Raw genomic sequence first — 17,246 nt, forward strand, 5'->3', positions numbered from 1 at the left:
GCTTAGCTCCAGCAGCGTGAGCGCCAAGCAACCCCCCTCTGGCCTGCCGGCCATCTCCCCCGCAAGGGGGGAGATCGACGGTTCTTGCGGCGGCACATATCTGCCGACGTTGGCGATTGGCGAAACCCTAGGTGAAATCCAATCTCCCCCCTTGCGGGGGAGATGTCCGGCAGGACAGAGGGGGGTGCCTCGCGCCTCCGCCGGTGCATAACCGATGCACTTCGGTCCCCACCTTCTCCTCGCCGCCCTAGAAGGCCTCGTCACTTCCGCAGTGCTGGCGCTGACGGCGCTCGGCCTGTCGCTGGTGTTCGGTGTCATGCGCGTCGTCAATGTCGCGCATGGCGATTTCTTCATGCTGGGCGCCGTGCTTGCCTGGGCGATCACGACAGCTATCGGCGGCCACCCGGCGCTCGGCTTCCTGGCGGCGCTGGTGATCGCGCCACTGATCGTCGGCGCCATAGCGCTGGTCGCCGAACGGCTGGTGCTGCGCCGGCTCAACTACAATCCGGAAGCCACCATCGTCGCCACCATCGGCATGCTCTACATCATCCAGCAGTTGGCGCTGACCTTCTACGGTCCGGAGGCGCGGCCGGTGGAGCCGCCGTTCAGCTACCGCATCCTTTTGCCGTGGTTCGGTTACTCCGGCTACAAACTGTCCGTTATAGCCACTTCGGCGCTGCTGCTAATCGCGACCTGGCTGGTGCTGACGCGCACCAGGATCGGCCTCATCATGCGCGCCACGCAGTATGACAGCGAGACGGCGCAAGCCTTCGGCATCCCCGTCGGCCGCGTCTATGGCGGCGTCTTCGCGCTTGGCGCCATGCTGGCGGCCATTGCCGCGGTGCTGATCGTGCCGATCAGCCAGGCGCATTATTTGATGGGGCAGGACCCGCTGCTGCTCTCCTTCATCGTCGTCATCATCGGCGGCCTCGGCTCGCTGCGCGGCACGGTCGTCGCCGCCGTGCTGATCGGCCTCTCCGACGGCATCATCTCGATGTTCTTCTCGCCGACTTTGGCCAAGATCATCGCCACGCTGCTCGTCGCCATGGTGCTGGTGTTCCGGCCGCAAGGCCTGTTCGGGACGGCATCGCGATGAGCGAAGCTTCGCCGGCAAAGCCCTATGCGTTGCATCTCGGCGTCATCGCGCTGCTCTTCGTGCTGAGTTTCCTGCTGCCGGAGTACTATCACGGCCTGCTCGCCCGCATCATGGTGCTGGCGGTCTTTGCCATGGGCTACAACATGCTGTTCGGCTATGTCGGCCTGCTCAGCCTCGGCCATGCGATGTTCTTTGCCGCCGGGCTCTATGGCGCCGGCCTTGCCGTCATCCAGCTCGGCTGGAGCGTACCAGCGGCATTCGCTGCGGGGCTTACCTGTGGTGTTGTTCTTTCGCTCCTCATCGGCCTGCTGGCGCTGCGCACCACGGGTGTCGCCTTCATGATAGTCACCATGATGTTCGCTCAGGTTTTTTATCTCCTCATTCTTTATTTTGCGACGTGGACCGGCGGCGACCAGGGCATGGTCGTGCCGCAGCCAGCGCGGGTGCTGGCTTTCGGCGCAACATCGCTCGAGCTCACCAATCCGACCGTGCGCTACATGATAGCGCTCGGGCTGTTTTCGATCGTGCTGCTCGGCACATTGGCCATCGTCCGCTCCCGGTATGGCCGCGTGCTGGTCGCCATCCGCGAGAACGAGGAGCGGACGAAGATGCTGGGCTACGACACCTTCTCCAACAAGCTCGCTGCCGTCGTCATTTCCGGCACCATCTGCGCGGCCTCGGGCGCCGCCTATGCACTGCTGTTCGGCTATGTCGGATCGAGCTTCGCTTCCGTGCAGTATTCGATCTTGCCGCTGCTCTGGGTGCTGCTGGGGGGTGCCGCCACCACGCTAGGGCCGCTGATCGGCACGCTGTTCATGTATTACGTCATCGACATCACCAGCGGCTACACCTCCGCCTATCTGCTGATCGTCGGCATCGCGCTCATCCTTTTGGTGCTGTTCTTCCCCAAAGGCATTCTGGGCAGCATCCGCCAGCGCTGGCTCGGGTGGCTGCCATGATGCCGCTTTTGACCACCAAGGGCCTGTCGCGCAATTTCGGCGGTCTGCGCGCCGTCGACGGCGTCGACTTCGCCCTGATGCCGGGAGAGATCCGCGCCGTCATCGGTCCCAACGGGGCGGGGAAGACCACCTTCGTCAGCCTGGTCAGCGGCCGCATTCAGCCGTCATCGGGCATGATCGTCTTCGATGGCGCCGACATCACCAGCCAGCCGGCCTATATCAGGGTTCGCCGGGGCATCGCCTACACGTTCCAGATCACCAGCGTCTTTGCCAATCTCTCCGCCTACGACAATGTCGCGCTGCCGGTGCAGCGGACCTTGAGCGATGGCCGTTCGAAGGGTGCGGTGCGTGCCGGCGTCATGACTGCGCTCGAACGCACCGGCCTGGCCGACCGCGCCCACATGCCGGCCGGGCAATTGTCCTACGGCCATCAACGCCTGCTGGAAGTGGCGATGGGGCTGGCGCTGAAACCGCGCCTGCTGATTCTCGACGAACCGACGCAAGGGCTGGCCGACAGCGAGATCGACAATTTCATCACCCTGGTGCGCGAGATCGCTAAGAACGCCACCGTGCTTCTGATCGAGCACAACATGCCGGTCGTCATGCAACTCGCCGACCGCATCACTGTCTTCAATACCGGCAAGATCCTCGCCGAAGGCACGCCCGAAGCGATCCGAGAGAACGCAGCGGTGCAGGAAGCCTATCTGGGGACTGCCCCATGACCGAGACAAACAAGGCCGAGGCGACGTCTCAAGCACTCACCATTTCGGGGCTCGATTGTTTCTATGGCGAGGTCCAGGTGCTCTATGGCCTCGACCTCGTCCTGAACAAGGGCGAGGTGCTGTGCCTGTTCGGCCGCAATGGCGCCGGCAAGACGACGACGCTCAAAGCCATCATGGGGCTGGTTCCCTCAAGCGCCGGCTCGATCAGGCTCGACGGCCAGGAATTGACCGGCCTGCCGGCGCACGAGGTGCCCAAGGCCGGCGTCGCCTATGTGCCGCAAGGCAGGCGGCTGTTCGCCGAGATGACGGTGGCCGAAAACATCGAGATCGGCCTGATGGCGCGCGGCAAGGGCAAGGCGACGCGGGAAAACGTTCTCGACCTCTTTCCGCTGCTGCGCCAGCGGCTGCGGCAACGCTCCGGTACGCTGTCCGGCGGCGAGCAGCAGATGCTGGCCATGGCGCGCGCGCTTTGCCTCGAGCCGCAGGTGCTGCTGCTCGACGAGCCGACCGAAGGGCTGATGCCGTCGATGATCGCCAAGATCCGCGAGACGGTGTCGAAGCTGCGCGACATGGGCGTTTCGACCATCCTGGTCGAGCAGCGTGTCGATGCGGTGCTTTCAGTCGCCGACCGCGTTGCCTTCATCGAAAACGGCCGCAACCGCGAGACGGTTGATGTCGAGGATCTACGCGCCGATCCGTCGGCCGTTCGCCGCTATGTCGGAGTGGGCTAATCAGCCAAAGAACAGAAAGCCCGCAACCAAGAATGTCGGGATCAGCACCAGCCCCGACCATGCCATGTAACCGAAGAAGCCCGGCATCCTGACGCCGCGATGTCGGGCGATGGCGTAGACCATGAAGTTCGGCGCATTGCCGATATAGGTGTTGGCGCCCATGAACACGGCACCCGCCGAGATCGCCGCCAAAGTCGAGGCGACCTCCGTCATCAGGTGCTGGGGGTCGCCGCCGGCAAGCTCGAAAAACACCAGATAGGTCGGCGCATTGTCGAGGAAGGACGACAGCGCCCCGGTCAGCCAGAAATAGGCGAGATCGTTGGGCTGGCCCGAGGGCGAACTGACAAGCGACACCAGCGGTGCCAGTGCCCCCTCATGGCTTGCCCTGAGGATGGCGATGACCGGCACGATGCAGATGAAGATGCCGGCAAACAATTTGGCCACCTCCGTTATCGGACCCCAGTTGAAGCCGTTGGCCTCGCGGTGGCTCTTGTAGGAGAGCGGAAGCGACAGCAGGGCCAGCGCCAGGATGATGGCGTCGCGCACCAGATTCTGCAGTTCGAGACTGACGCCGAACACGGAAAAGCTCACGCCCGGTTTCCAGGCCGCCGACAGCAGGATTGCGCCGATCACACCCGCCAGCAGCGGAAGGTTGGCCAGGCCGCGCAGGCGCACCGTCTTGTCCGGCGTCGGGTCCTTGATCTTCGGCGCACCGGCCTCGCGCCGATGCAGGATGATGTCAATGCCCAGGAAGACGGCCAGCACGGCGGCGCCGACAAACAGCGTCTCACGCCAGAGGTTCGTCATCGTCCAGAAGAAGTCGACGCCGCGCAGGAAGCCGACGAACAGCGGCGGATCACCCAGGGGCGTCAGCGAGCCGCCGATGTTGGACACCAGGAAGATGAAGAAGATCACGACATGGGCGTTGAATGGCCTGTTATCGTTGGCGCGCAGGATCGGCCGGATCAGGATCATCGAGGCGCCGGTCGTGCCGATGACCGAGGCGAGCACAGCGCCGACCAGCAGCAGCCCGGCATTGACCAGCGGCGTGCCGTGGATGTTGCCGGAAAGCAGGATGCCGCCTGAAATCGTGTAGAGCGCAAACAGCAGGATGATGAACGACATGTATTCGGTGAGCAGCGCATGCAGCACCGCTTCGGTCGCCATGGGGACACCGAAGGCAAGCGCCAGCGGCACGATCACCAGCGCCGCCCACAGGGCCGTGATCTTGCCGTAGTGATGCTCCCAGACATGGTGGAAGAGCAGCGGACCGGTGGCGATCGACAACAGCAGCCCGGCAAAGGGCAGCGCCCACCACAGCGGCATCACGGCGCCGGGCAGGCCGTGTTCCTCTGCCGCGAAAGCCTGCGCTGGAAACAGCATGGCGACGGCGATTGCAGCGCCCGCCTTTGTCGCGATCCGCAAAAAGCCCCCCTTGCGCCCCACGGTCCGGTCAGTCCGACAAATGGTCTTCGAGCGTCACGCCGGCGTCGCGCATGCGCTGCAGCATGGCCTCGAGCGAACCGTTGAGATCGATGCCACGGCAGGCATCGAGCCGGACTGTGGTTTTGAAGCCCTGGCTGACGGCGTCCAGCGCCGAGAAGCCGACACAGAAATCGGTCGCCAGCCCGACTAGGGTTACTGTGTCGATGCCACGTTCCCGGAGGTAGCCGGCAAGGCCAGTCTGCGTCGTGCGGTCATTCTCGAAGAAGGCCGAGTAGCTGTCGATATCAGGCCGAAATCCCTTGCGGATGACGAGCTCGGCCTTGGTCCAGGCGAGGCCGGAATGGAAATCCGAGCCGAGGCTGCCCTGGATGCAGTGGTCCGGCCACAGCGTCTGCTGGCCATAGGGCATTTCAATCATGGTGAAGGGGCTGCGCGCCCGGATGGCTGGAGGCAAAGCTGGAATGACCGGCGGGATGCCAGTCTTGCGTCAGCACGACATGGTCGGTTCGCCGGATCAGGTCGTTGACCAGCGGCACGATCTCATCGCCGCCGGCAACCGCCAGCGCGCCACCCGGACAAAAGTCGTTCTGCAGGTCGATGACAACAAGCGCTTCGTCGGCCATGGGGGCTTCCTTGTGGGTTGTCTTGGGAGCTTGCTCTAGTGAAAAAATGCCGCTGCCGCGACCGGAGGCAGAAACTCGACCAGATGGCCGGCTGCGTCAACCTCTGGCTGCGTAACAAATGCGTGCCGGCCGAGCCGCCGCAAACTCCGGCTTTGACAAATCCTGCCGGCTTGATATCATTTGCATACGAATGAATTTACCCGGCAGCTGATGCTGGCAGAGTCTTGGGAACACCGGTTTCTGGAAGACCCCTTTTCTGGAAGGCAAAGCGTGATCCGTTACGCGAAACCCACCTCGGTCGACGAAGCGCTCGCTTTGCTTGGCGAGGGCGCCTGGCGCATCCTGGCCGGCGGCACCGATTTCTATCCGGCACAAGGCAGCAAACCCTTCCGCGACAATGTCCTAGACATCAACGGCCTGGCTTCGCTGCGCGGCATTGCCGAGACGGACGACCATGTCGTCATCGGTGCGCGCACGACCTGGACCGACATCATCCGCCACCCCTTGCCGCCAGCCTTCGATGCGCTGAAACAGGCGGCGCGAGAGGTCGGCTCGGCGCAGATCCAGAACGTCGCCTCGGTCGCCGGCAATCTCTGCAACGCGTCGCCTGCCGCCGACGGCGTGCCGGCCCTGCTCGTCCTCGATGCCGAGGTCGAGCTGCGCTCCGTGGCAGCCACGCGGCATTTGCCGTTGCAGGACTTCATTCTCGGCAACCGCCGCACGGCTCTGTTGCCCGGTGAGATGGTGACGGCCATCCGCGTGCCGAAGCCCCGCGGCAAATCGGCTTTCGTGAAACTCGGCGCAAGGCGCTACCTCGTCATTTCCATCGCCATGGTGGCGGCACGTCTGGTCGTCGACAACGACATCGTTGTGGAAGCGGCGGTCGCCGCCGGCTCCTGCTCGGTGGTGGCCAGGCGGCTGGCCGGCGTCGAAGCCGCGCTGCGCGGGCTGCCGGTGGACGGCGGACTTGCCGACGCGGTCCTGGCCGCGCCGATGGCTGAACTGTCGCCCATCGCCGACGTGCGCGGCAGCGCCGAATACCGGCTCGATGCGGTGCGCGAGATTATCGCCCGCGCCGTGCTTGCGGCCGTGGGGCGAACGACTGGCGACGAGGTGGCCGCGGCATGAGCCAGGTTCAACCTGAAGCGAGCGAACCCCTGCCGGATCTGGGCGTCATCCAGCCTGGCTTCGGCGCTGAGCGCGCCGATATCGCCTTCGAGGTCAATGGCACTGCCATCTCTGTCAACGTACCGCCGCTGCGCCGGCTGTCCCTGGTGTTGCGTGATGAATTGCTGCTGACCGGCACCAAGGTCGGCTGCGATGCCGGCGACTGCGGCGCCTGTACGGTGCTGGTCGACGGCGATCCCGTCTGCGCCTGCCTGATGCCGGCTGCGTCCGTCGCCGGGGCGTCGGTGACGACAGTCGAAGGCCTCGCCAATGGCCGGCTGTCGGCGCTGCAGGCGTCGTTCCTTGCCCACGGCGCGGCGCAGTGCGGCATCTGCACGCCGGCGCTGCTGGTCGCGGCAACCGCATTGCTGGACAAGCAACCCCGCCCGACCGAGACCGAGGTGCAGGACGCACTAGGCGGTATTCTCTGCCGCTGCACAGGCTACCGGAAGATCATCGCGGCGGTGATGGATGCCTCCCTGCAGGCCGCAAGCCTCGATTTCCGCTTGCCTCAATCGGGCCATGCGATCGGCTCCTCACCCATCCGGCTCGACGGCGTGCCGAAGGTCACCGGCGGGGAGAAATTCGGCGGCGATTCCTTCCCCGTCGATGCGCTGGCCGTGCTGGTGGTCCGCTCGCCGCATTATCACGCCAGCTTCGCCTTCGGCGACCTCGACGGCTGGGCGAAGGCGCATCCCGGCATCGCCGGTGTCTTCACAGCAGCCGACATTCCGGGAAAGAACTGTTTCGGCGCTATCGGCCCGTTCGCCGACCAGCCGGCTCTGGCCGAAGGGTTTTCACGGCTTCGCGGCGAGGCGGTGGCGCTGGTTGCCGGCGAGCGCGAGGCGATCCTCGATCTCGATTTGTCGGATTTTCCTATCCGCTGGAGCGAACTGCCGCATTTTCTGCAACCTGCCGAAGCGCAGGCCAAGGGTGCCGCGCCGATCCACGAAAATCGACCGGCGAACCTGCTCACCTCCGGCCTGGTCGAACGCGGCGACCCCGAGACGGCGCTTGCCGGTTCTGCTTTCACCGTGTCCGGCGCCATCGACACCTCCTATGTCGAGCACGCCTATATCGAACCGGAAGCCGGCTATGCTTATCTGGACGGCGACACGCTGGTGGTCGTCGCTTGCACCCAGGCGCCTTACATGGACCGCGACGAGACGGCGAAGGTGCTCGGCCTTGCCGTCGACAAGGTGCGCATCGTGCCGACCGCGACCGGTGGCGGTTTCGGTTCGAAACTCGACGTTTCGCTGCAGCCGCTGATCGGCCTTGTGGCGCTGAAGACCGGGCGGCCGGCGGCACTCGCCTACACCCGCACCGAATCGATGACATCGACCACCAAGCGCCATCCAGCCGTGATGAAAGCGACCGTCGGCGCCGATGCCGATGGCCTTGTCACCGGCATGACCTTCTCAGGCGATTTCAACACCGGCGCCTATGCGAGCTGGGGGCCGACCGTCGCCAACCGCGTGCCGGTGCATGCGTCCGGCCCCTATGCGACGCCAAACTACCGCGCCGAGGGCCGCGCCATTCACACGCATGGGCCGATCTCCGGCGCCTTCCGCGGCTTCGGCGTGCCGCAGGCGACAATCATGCAGGAGACGCTCTATGACGAACTGGCCGGCAAGCTCGGCATGGACCGGCTCGACTTTCGCTTGAGGAACTGCCTTCGTAACGGTTCCGAAACGGTTACCGGACAGCGACTGGACTCCGGCGTCGGCATAGCCGAGTGCCTCGAATCGCTGCGGCCGCATTGGGTGCGCGCGACGGCTGATGCGGACGCATTCAACAGTGCCAACAGGGATAGAAAGCGCGGCGTTGGCGTCGCGTCCTGCTGGTATGGCTGCGGCAACACCTCGCTGCCCAACCCGTCGACAATCCGTGTCGGCATCGCGGCTGACGGCACGGTCATCCTGCACCAGGGCGCCGTCGATATCGGCCAGGGTTCGAACACCGTCATCACACAGATCTGCGCCGACGCGCTCGGCCTGCCGCTGGAAAGATTCCGGCTGAAGAGCGCCGATACATCAATCACTCCCGACGCCGGCAAGACATCGGCCTCGCGCCAGACCTTCGTCACGGGCAAGGCGGCCGAAAAGGCCGGCCGCGCCTTGCGCGAAAAGATCCTGCGCTTTGCCAATGTTTCCGGAAACGCAGCCCTGCAACTCGACGGCCAGGCGATCGTCATCCGCGAGGGCGAAGCCACCCGCCGCATCGACCTCGCCACATTGGACGTGGATGCCGATGGCTTCGTCTTCCGCGCAGAGGAGACCTACGACCCGCCGACGCTGCCGCTCGATGCCAAGGGCCAGGGCAAACCCTACGCCGTCTACGGCTTTGGCGCGCAGATCGCCGAACTGGAGGTCGACCTCAAGCTCGGCACGGTCAAGCTGATCAAGATCACCGCCGCGCACGATGTCGGCAAGGCGATCAACCCGCTGCTGGTCGAAGGCCAGATCGAAGGCGGCATCGCGCAAGGCATCGGCATGGCGCTGATGGAGGAGTACATCCCCGGCCGCACCGAGAATCTGCACGACTATCTCATCCCGACCATCGGTGACGTGCCGCCGATCGAGACCATTCTGATAGAAGTTCCGGATCCGGAAGGACCCTTCGGCGCCAAGGGGCTGGGCGAGCATGTGCTGATCCCGACGGCACCGGCTATTCTCAATGCCATCCGCCACGCCACCGGTGTTCTGGTCACCAAGGTCCCGGCGACGCCGACGCGTATCCGCGCTGGCATCCGTGAAAAAGATGGCATTCGCGAAAAGGAGGCACGCCGATGAGCGAGCTTGCCGAACGCTTCGAAACGCATGATCCCGGCGAGAAACTGGTGGCGGAGAAGATCCGCTGCGATGCCTGTCCGGTCATGTGCTACATCGCCGATGGACGCACCGGCGCCTGCGACCGCTACGGCAATGTCGGCGGCAGGATCGTGCGGATGGACCCGCTGACCATCCTCGACCATGCGGCGGAGACCGGCGCGGCAATCGTGCCCTTCGTTGCCGAGGGCGAGGCATGGGACGGCGAATTGGTCAACACCGGCCGCCGCTTCGTCACCGCCATCGGTGCCGGCACCACCTACCCCGACTACAAGCCGGCCCCTTTCATCGTCAGCCAGGAGGTCGAGGGCGTCGATCTCGTCACCGTCGTCACCGAGGGCATTTTCTCCTACTGCGGCGTCAAGGTGAAGATCGACACCGACCGGCATATCGGACCCGAGACGGCTATTGTGCGATCGCAAGGCGAGGCGATCGGCCATGTCACGACGGGCGAATATGGCTCGCAAATGCTGTCGCTGGGCGGTGTGCATCATCTGACCGGCGGCTCCAAGGCCGAGGGTCGCGCGACCTGCGACGCGCTGCTCAATCTGTGCAACCGCAAACCGGTGGAACTGGCCATCGACGGCGGCGCCACCATAACAGTCGAAGCCGGCAAACCGCCAGTCATCGACGGCAAGCAGGAACACCGCATGCGTGTCGGCTGCGGCTCGGCCACCATCGGCATGTTCGCCACGCAATGGCGTGGTCTGGTCGACGAGGTGGTGGTGGTCGACGACCACATCACCGGCGTCGTTTCCGAGCATCAGGCCGGCAAGGTGCTGGGCTGGCAGGATACCGGGATAAAAATCATCGGCCGCCGTTCAACGCCGGGCCGCTATTTCAAGGTCTCCGAACCCGGGCTGGGCTGGGGCGGCACCAGCATTTCCGACCCGCTGTCGATCCTCGGCGAATGGAACGCCAAGAAGGGCGCGCGGCCGGGCCTGTCGTTGCTGATGGTTTCGACCACCGGCGAGCAGTTCGCCTATTACGAGCTCGACGACGAGTTGAAGCCGGTCCAAAAACCGTTTCCCGAGCGGCTGCAAAAGTCGGTCGGGCTGATCGAGGACAATTGCGAGCCGGCGCTCTGCACCGTGCTGTTCATCGGCGGTGCCGGCGGTTCACTGCGCGCCGGCGTCACCGAAAACCCGGTCAACCTCACGCGATCGGTGCAGGGCCTGACCACCTATGTCACGGTCGGCGGCGCGCCGGTCTATGTCTGGCCGGGCGGCGGCATCACGCTGATGGTCGATGTCACCAGGGTGCCGGAGGGCGCCTTCGGCTATGTGCCGACCCCCGCACTGGTGGCGCCGATCGAATTCACGCTCCGCCGCGACGACTATATCAGGCTCGGGGGCTACGAGGCAGAGATTCGCAGCGTCGAGGATATCGTTGCCAAGGGTGGCGAATATTTCAATCCGCGCCGCGGCACCGGTGCCGCAGCCAGCAATCCATGGCCACCACTGGCGCAACTGCGCCGCGCTGCGTCTGATGAGACCGGATGATGGACGGCCCGCAAACGCATTGGCTGCAGGACGGCAAGCGGCTGCATCTCAACCACGGGCCGATCGACCTGATCGTCGAGGCCTTTGGCGACGCGGATGAGTGTCGTGCTGCCTACACTCAAGCCGTCGCGCGCTTTCAGACGATCCTGATCGAGTTGGTCGAGGAGCTCCCCGAATTGCGGCTCCCGGCGTTTTTCCTGGCGCCTCGCACCTTCGCCGGCCCGACGGCGCGCCGCATGGAAGCAGCCGTCATGCCCCTGGCGGAATGTTTCATAACACCGATGGCCGCCGTCGCGGGATCGGTAGCCGACGAAATGCTCGCCGCGTTGCTTGCCGGTCGCAAGCTCGATCGCGCCTATGTCAACAATGGCGGTGACTGCGCAATCCATATCGGCAAGGGCCAGTCGATGGGCTTGGCGATCGCCGGCACCGGCAACCATTTGGCGGATCGGATCACGATCCGCGCAGAAGATGGCGTTCGCGGCGTTGCCACCAGCGGTTGGCGCGGCCGCTCCTTCTCGCTTGGCATTGCCGACGCCGTCACCGTGCTCGCGCGGACTGGCGCCGAGGCCGATGCGGCGGCGACGCTCATTGCCAACGCGGTTGACCTGCCCGGCAATCCCGCCATCAGGCGCATTTCCGCACAGGAACTGTCGCCAGACAGCGATCTTGGCGCGCGGCTGGTGACACAAGGCGTCGGCACGCTTGCGCCTGGCGAGGTGGCGCGGGCGCTGGACAATGGCCTTGCCGTCGCCGAAGATTTTCGCCGGCGCGGCCTGATTGCCGGATCGGCGCTGTTTCTTGGCGGTGAGGCCCGCATCAGTGGCTCGGTCGCACTTGCCGCGCCCAACAAAAGTTCGAGGGAGGAAGTTGCCCATGCCTGAGTTTCCGATCCGCAAGATCGCGGTGCTGACCGAAGAGATTTTTCACGAGGGCGGGCCGATCGCAAAAGTACCGCGCCGCCGCGCGGCCGCCATGGGGCTGGTGAAAAACCCGTTCGCCGGGCGCTATGTCGAGGACTTGCAGAGCGCCATGGACGATCTGAAGCCGCTCGGCCTGCTGCTCGCCGATCGACTGATCGCGGCACTCGGCGGCGACGTCAAGCAGATCGACGGCTATGGCAAGGGCGCCATTGTCGGCACGGCGGGCGAACTCGAGCACGGTGCGCTCTGGCATGTGCCTGGTGGCTACGCCATGCGCGAACGGCTCGGCGACGCCAAGGCGATCGTGCCGTCGGCGAAGAAGGTCGGCGCTTTCGGTTCAAAACTCGACGTGCCGCTCGGCCATATCAACGCCGCCTATGTGCGCAGCCATTTCGACGCCATGGAAGTCGGCATCAGTGACGGGCCGCGCCCCGACGAGATCCTGTTCTGCCTCGCCATGACCTGTGGCCCACGCGTGCACGACCGCATGGGCGGGCTGGCTGCTGGGGATATCAAGGCCTGGGACGGGCTGCGGTGAGCGCCGAGGACAATCTGCTCAAGCTGGTCGAGGTCGAGACGCCGGACGATCAGGACTACCTCTTGCAGGAGCAGGTCGGCTTCATCCTGCGCAAGGCGCACCAGCGTCATGTCTCGATCTTTGCCGCGCATATCGGCGATCTGACGCCGCCGCAATTCGCCGCACTCGCCAAGCTGCGCGATGTCGGCGAGACCTCGCAGAACCAGCTCGGCACGCTGATCGCCATGGATGCGGCGACGGTGAAAGGCGTCATCGACCGGCTGAAGGCGCGCGGCCTGGTCGAGCTTTCCAGGCACGAGGTCGACAAAAGGCGGCTGCTGGTCAATCTGACCGCGGCAGGCCGCGATGCGATCGAGCGCCTGATCCCGCTGGCGCGCGAGATCACGCAGGAAACGCTGGCGCCGCTCTCGGCCAAGGAGATCGCCACCTTCATGAAATTGCTGGCGAAGCTGGCGTAAGGGCGACGGCGTGGTTCTTTCCTCTCCCTCCGGAGGAGGGAGAGGTGGCGCTGCGAAGCAGCGACGGAGTGGGGGAACCACCTGGCAACCGCCGCCAACGAATATTGAAAAGGGACCACTGCGCAAGAATCTTCCTGCACCGCGCCAAGGGTCGACCCCCACTCCGTCGAGCTGCGCTCGACACCTCTCCCCCGATCGACGGGGGAGAGGAGAGGTGAGGTGCCAAGCTGTCCCTGGGACGAAGAACCTGGACCTTGGGCCGGCACTTATCCCCGGCGAAAACTCAGAGGCCGTTGTCTTTCAGCACCTGGGCGGCGTTTTCTTTGGTGATCTTCTCGGTCGGCAGAGTGATGGTCTTTTCGACCTTCTCGCCGTTGAGGAACTTGATCGCCTGCCGCAAGCCTTCGGCGCCCGGGGTGACATAGGTGAAGGTCGCCGTCAGCTCGCCCTTGTTGACCATCTGCACGCCTTCGTTGGGCAGACCGTCGATGCCGATGAACTTGATGTCCTTCTCGCGACCGACATCCTTGGCGGCGAGATAGGCGCCATAGGCCATCGGGTCGTTGTGGCCGTAGACGAGATCGATCTTCTCGTTGCTCTTCAGCGCGTTGGCCATCAGATTATAGGCCTGGTCCTGCTTCCAGTCGCCCGACTGCTGGTCGAGCAGATATTTGATGCCCGGTTCCTTGTCGGTGAACTCGTGGAAGCCGTCATGGCGGTCATGCGCCGGCTGGGTGCCCATGCCGCCCCAGATCTCGACGACGTTGCCTGAAGCCTTGCCCTTGCCGCCAAGCAGCTCGACGGCATATTCGCCGGCGGCGCGGCCGATCAGCGCGTTGTCGCCGCCGACGAACTGCGTGTAGTCCTTGGTGTCGACATTGCGGTCGAGCACAAAGACCGGGATCTTGGCGTCGATCGCCTGCTGCACGACGCCGGTCAGGCCGGCGGATTCCTTCGGTGACACCAGCAGTGCGTCGACCTCCTGACGGATCAGGTTCTCGACATCGGCGACCTGCTTTTCGGTCTTGTCCTCACCGTCGGTGATGATCAGCTCGACCTCGGGATGCTTGGCGGCTTCGGCCAGGATGTCCTTGTTGAACTGCGCGCGCCAGGGCTCGATAGTCGTCACCTGCGAGAAGCCGATCTTCCACTTCTTGTCCTGGGCGAAGGCATTGCCGGTGGTCATGAGCGCGGTGGTGGTCAGCAGTGCCGCGGTCATGGCGGCAAGCTTCAGCATGTCACGTCGTTTCATTTTTGTTTCCTCCGAGATTGAGAGACGGTGTCTCTTGCGACGGCCGCTTTGCCGCGGTCGTTTCCTTGTGCGCCGCTTGCCCGCCGGGCAGGCGCAGATAGGCCAGGAGATCACCGGCATTGCGCTCCTGCACGAGCACGGTGCCGATGATGATCATCCCCTTCAGCACCAGCTGAAGGTTCGAATTGATGTTGTGGAGCTGCAGGATGTTGGAGAGCAGCCCGAAGATCAGCACGCCGCAGAACGTGCCGATAAGGCTGCCGCGCCCGCCCATCAGGCTGGTGCCGCCGATGACGACGGCGGCGATGGCGTCGAGCTCCAGCCCCGCGCCCGCATCCGGCTTGCCTTGCCGGTATTGCGCGACATAGAGCACGGCGGCGATGCCGGCGAGCAGCCCGGAGATGGCATAGGTGGCGATCTTGACGCGGCCGGCGGCGATACCCGAGAGCCGCGCCGCTTCCTCATTGCCGCCGATGGCGTAGACATAGCGGCCGAACGGCGTGAAGCGCAGCACCGCGCCGTAGATCAGGATGGCGCCGAGGAAGAACAGCCCCGGCATCGGGATGACGCCGAACACCAGCGAGCGCAGGATCTCGAAATCGGCGGTGGCGTTCGAGCCGGTATAGACCGGCAGCACCGCATTGTTCTGGCCGGCGGTGAGGCGGGCGATGCCGAGCGCCGTCACCATCATCGCCAGTGTGACGATGAAGGGCTGCAACCGCCCGGCAACGATGATGAAGCCGTTGAGCGCGCCGAACAGCAATCCCACGCACGGCGCGACCAGCAGCACGCCGAGAACGCCGAATTTGGGCTCGATCTGCGGCAGCAGGTACCACAGGGACAGGCAGCACAGGACCACGCCGACGACGGCGGGCGTGACCAGACCGCGAATACCGTCAAGCCTGATGTCGCGGGCGAGGTCGACGCCGGCACGGGATTTTGCGAGGTTCTGGAAGATGAAGCGGGTGACGACGAAGCCGAGGCAAAGGGCCACCAGTGCGACGGTCGGCACGCCCAGCACGACGCCCGGCGTCACGCCAGGAACCGTCAGCAGCATGGCGCAGACCACCGAGCAGATGGCCATCAGCGAGCCGACGGAAAGGTCGATGCCGCCGGTGATGATCACCGCCGTCATGCCGGTGGCGATCAGGCCGGTGGTCGACACCTGGCGCAGCACGTCGAGCAGATTGCCGTAGGAGAGGAAGATGTTGTTGCCCTTCGAACTCATCGGCGAGCCCAGCACGCCGATCAGGAAGATGGCGATCAGACCCCAATAAAGCTTGGTCCGGGATAGGAGTTTCAGGGCGGTCATGCGGCTGGTCTCGATATGGTCCGGCGCGGGGCGGCGAGGCGCATGATGGCCTCCTCGCTGGCCGCATCGCGGGAAAGAATGCCTGTCTGGCGGCCATCGGCCATCACCAGGATGCGGTCGGAGAGATGCAGAAGCTCCGGCAGTTCGGAGCTGATGACGGCGATGGCGAGACCGTCGCGCGCCAGCTTGAAGATCAGGTCGTAGATCTCACGCTTGGCGCCGACATCGATGCCACGCGTCGGCTCGTCCAGCAACAGCACTCTTGGCCTGGTCGCCAGCCACTTGCCGATGACGACTTTCTGCTGGTTGCCGCCCGACAGCGTGCCGGCGGGCTGGTCGATGCCCTGGCAGCGGATGCCGAGCGCCTTGACCGCCTGCCGCGCCAGCCCCTGTTCGCCGGCCAGAGAGCGGATGCCGAAGCGCGCCAGCGATCCGACCAGCGGCAGCGCGACATTGTCCGTGATCGATGCCTGCAGATGCAGGCCTTGCGTCTTGCGGTCCTCGGTGACCAGTGCGATGCCCAGCCGCCTTGCATCGCGGGGCGAACGGATATCCACGGGTTGGCCATCGACCTGGATTTCGCCACCGGTACGACCATCGCTCGAGCCGAAGATCGCTTCCAGGATCTCGGTACGGCCCGAACCCAGCAGCCCGCCAATGCCAAGGATTTCTCCGGCGGCAAGATCGAAGCCGACGCCGTCGATCACCGTGCGCCAGCCATGGGCATCGGGCTTCGACAGCGACAGGTTTTCGACCGAAAGCACGATCTTGCCGCCGGAGTGGCGCTCTTCCTGGGAGGAAGCGAGCAGGTTTCGTCCGACCATCGCGGAAATGATCGCATCTTCGTCGAGCCTGGCCATCGGCTTGGTCAGCACATGGCGTCCGTCGCGAAACACGGTGACGCGGCTGGCCAGATGCATCACCTCGTCGATGCGGTGCGAGATGTAGACGATGGCGACACCGCTCTCGGCAAGCTGGCGGATGATGCGGAACAGCCGCTGGCATTCGGCCGGCGACAGCGCCGAGGTCGGCTCGTCCATGATCAGGATGCGTGCCGACATCGACAAGGCCTTGGCGATCTCGACCAGTTGCTGCTCGCCGACACGCAGGGCGCCGACGCGGGCTTGCGGATCGAGTTCGATGCCGAGCCGCTGCAACAAGGCGCCCGCCGCGCGGCTGCTCGCCTTGCGGTCGACGATCAGCCCGGCGATCAGCTTCTCGCGGCCGAGGAAGATGTTGTCGGCGACGCTGAGTTCGGGCACCAGGTTGAGCTCCTGGTGGATGATGGCGATGCCGGCATCCTCGGCGTCACGCACGCCGGCGAAGCTGACGGGACGGCCATCGACGCTGACCGTGCCTTCATAGCCGGTGTAGACGCCGGAGAGGATCTTCATAAGCGTCGACTTGCCGGCGCCGTTCTCACCCATCAAGGCATGAACCTCGCCGCGTCTCAGCTCGAAGCCGACATCGACCAGGGCAGCGATGCCGCCGAAGCTCTTGGAGATGCGCTCAGCGCTCAGAACGGTGTCTGACCGATCCGCCGCACCGTGCTCCGGGGAAAGGGAACTCGCGTGTTCCATGACAATGGCGGCCTCCCTTCCGTCGTCGTCAACTTCCCGCAAACGCTAATCTAAACGTTTCGATCGTGTCAAGCCGATATCCAGTGACGGAAGTTTGATGCATTTCGAT

14 protein-coding genes and 1 pseudogene are annotated in these 17,246 nt (G+C 64.8%); 10 read left to right on the forward strand and 5 right to left on the reverse strand.

What is annotated here, in order from left to right; genetic code table 11:
• The first annotated feature begins 214 nt into the window (after positions 1 to 214).
• Genes ACZ89F_RS31060 through ACZ89F_RS31075 form a run of 4 tightly spaced genes read left to right on the forward strand, consistent with a single transcriptional unit; the run spans position 215 to position 3,508 of the window.
• Positions 215 to 1,096 (forward strand): branched-chain amino acid ABC transporter permease, encoded by an 882-nt coding sequence (locus tag ACZ89F_RS31060; RefSeq protein WP_476095992.1) that lies wholly within the window; start codon positions 215 to 217, stop codon positions 1,094 to 1,096.
• Complete coding sequence (locus tag ACZ89F_RS31065) at positions 1,093 to 2,055, forward strand: branched-chain amino acid ABC transporter permease (protein WP_476095993.1); 963 nt, start codon at positions 1,093 to 1,095, stop codon at positions 2,053 to 2,055. Before ACZ89F_RS31060 ends, ACZ89F_RS31065 begins: the two co-directional genes overlap by 4 nt.
• A complete protein-coding gene (locus ACZ89F_RS31070; RefSeq protein WP_476095994.1) occupies positions 2,052 to 2,777 on the forward strand; it encodes an ABC transporter ATP-binding protein in 726 nt (241 codons plus the stop codon). Before ACZ89F_RS31065 ends, ACZ89F_RS31070 begins: the two co-directional genes overlap by 4 nt.
• Positions 2,774 to 3,508 (forward strand): ABC transporter ATP-binding protein, encoded by a 735-nt coding sequence (locus ACZ89F_RS31075; protein WP_476095995.1) that lies wholly within the window; start codon positions 2,774 to 2,776, stop codon positions 3,506 to 3,508. The genes ACZ89F_RS31070 and ACZ89F_RS31075 overlap by 4 nt, the downstream gene beginning before the upstream one ends.
• Here ACZ89F_RS31075 and ACZ89F_RS31080 read toward each other — a convergent pair whose 3' ends face one another.
• Together ACZ89F_RS31080 and pncA are read right to left on the reverse strand one after the other, a co-directional pair.
• Positions 3,509 to 4,891 carry a sodium:proton antiporter gene (locus ACZ89F_RS31080; RefSeq protein ID WP_476097439.1) on the reverse strand — a complete coding sequence of 461 codons (1,383 nt, stop codon included), beginning with the start codon at positions 4,889 to 4,891 and terminating at the stop codon, positions 3,509 to 3,511. It abuts the gene before it with no gap.
• Between the two features lie 70 nt (positions 4,892 to 4,961).
• Positions 4,962 to 5,577 (reverse strand): annotated as a pseudogene (gene pncA / locus ACZ89F_RS31085) (bifunctional nicotinamidase/pyrazinamidase).
• 270 nt (positions 5,578 to 5,847) lie between these two features.
• Between pncA and ACZ89F_RS31090 the strand changes: the two are divergent.
• The 6 genes from ACZ89F_RS31090 to ACZ89F_RS31115 are packed head-to-tail and all read left to right on the forward strand — an operon-like array spanning position 5,848 to position 12,993.
• The gene (locus tag ACZ89F_RS31090; RefSeq protein WP_476095996.1) at positions 5,848 to 6,705 is read left to right on the forward strand and encodes an FAD binding domain-containing protein; all 858 of its coding nucleotides are present in this window, start codon (positions 5,848 to 5,850) and stop codon (positions 6,703 to 6,705) included.
• On the forward strand, positions 6,702 to 9,536 hold the full coding sequence (locus ACZ89F_RS31095) for a molybdopterin-dependent oxidoreductase (RefSeq protein WP_476095997.1): 2,835 nt from the start codon (positions 6,702 to 6,704) through the stop codon (positions 9,534 to 9,536). The genes ACZ89F_RS31090 and ACZ89F_RS31095 overlap by 4 nt, the downstream gene beginning before the upstream one ends.
• On the forward strand, positions 9,533 to 11,074 hold the full coding sequence (locus ACZ89F_RS31100; protein ID WP_476095998.1) for a 6-hydroxynicotinate reductase: 1,542 nt from the start codon (positions 9,533 to 9,535) through the stop codon (positions 11,072 to 11,074). Before ACZ89F_RS31095 ends, ACZ89F_RS31100 begins: the two co-directional genes overlap by 4 nt.
• Positions 11,074 to 11,958, forward strand: coding sequence for a UPF0280 family protein (locus tag ACZ89F_RS31105; protein ID WP_476095999.1), 885 nt, complete (start codon positions 11,074 to 11,076; stop codon positions 11,956 to 11,958). Before ACZ89F_RS31100 ends, ACZ89F_RS31105 begins: the two co-directional genes overlap by 1 nt.
• Positions 11,951 to 12,535 carry an amino acid synthesis family protein gene (locus ACZ89F_RS31110; RefSeq protein WP_476096000.1) on the forward strand — a complete coding sequence of 195 codons (585 nt, stop codon included), beginning with the start codon at positions 11,951 to 11,953 and terminating at the stop codon, positions 12,533 to 12,535. The genes ACZ89F_RS31105 and ACZ89F_RS31110 overlap by 8 nt, the downstream gene beginning before the upstream one ends.
• On the forward strand, positions 12,532 to 12,993 hold the full coding sequence (locus ACZ89F_RS31115; RefSeq protein ID WP_476096001.1) for a MarR family winged helix-turn-helix transcriptional regulator: 462 nt from the start codon (positions 12,532 to 12,534) through the stop codon (positions 12,991 to 12,993). Before ACZ89F_RS31110 ends, ACZ89F_RS31115 begins: the two co-directional genes overlap by 4 nt.
• Positions 12,994 to 13,276: 283 nt before the next feature.
• Here ACZ89F_RS31115 and ACZ89F_RS31120 read toward each other — a convergent pair whose 3' ends face one another.
• Genes ACZ89F_RS31120 through ACZ89F_RS31130 form a run of 3 tightly spaced genes read right to left on the reverse strand, consistent with a single transcriptional unit; the run spans position 13,277 to position 17,137 of the window.
• Entirely contained in the window at positions 13,277 to 14,245 is a 969-nt protein-coding gene (locus ACZ89F_RS31120; RefSeq protein ID WP_476096002.1) for a substrate-binding domain-containing protein, read from the reverse strand.
• The gene (locus ACZ89F_RS31125; protein ID WP_476096003.1) at positions 14,232 to 15,557 is read right to left on the reverse strand and encodes an ABC transporter permease; all 1,326 of its coding nucleotides are present in this window, start codon (positions 15,555 to 15,557) and stop codon (positions 14,232 to 14,234) included. The genes ACZ89F_RS31120 and ACZ89F_RS31125 overlap by 14 nt, the downstream gene beginning before the upstream one ends.
• Positions 15,554 to 17,137 carry a sugar ABC transporter ATP-binding protein gene (locus ACZ89F_RS31130; RefSeq protein WP_476096004.1) on the reverse strand — a complete coding sequence of 528 codons (1,584 nt, stop codon included), beginning with the start codon at positions 17,135 to 17,137 and terminating at the stop codon, positions 15,554 to 15,556. Before ACZ89F_RS31130 ends, ACZ89F_RS31125 begins: the two co-directional genes overlap by 4 nt.
• Between the last annotated feature and the right edge of the window lie 109 nt (positions 17,138 to 17,246).

It is taken from the genome of Mesorhizobium sp. USDA 3734 (assembly GCF_056279665.1).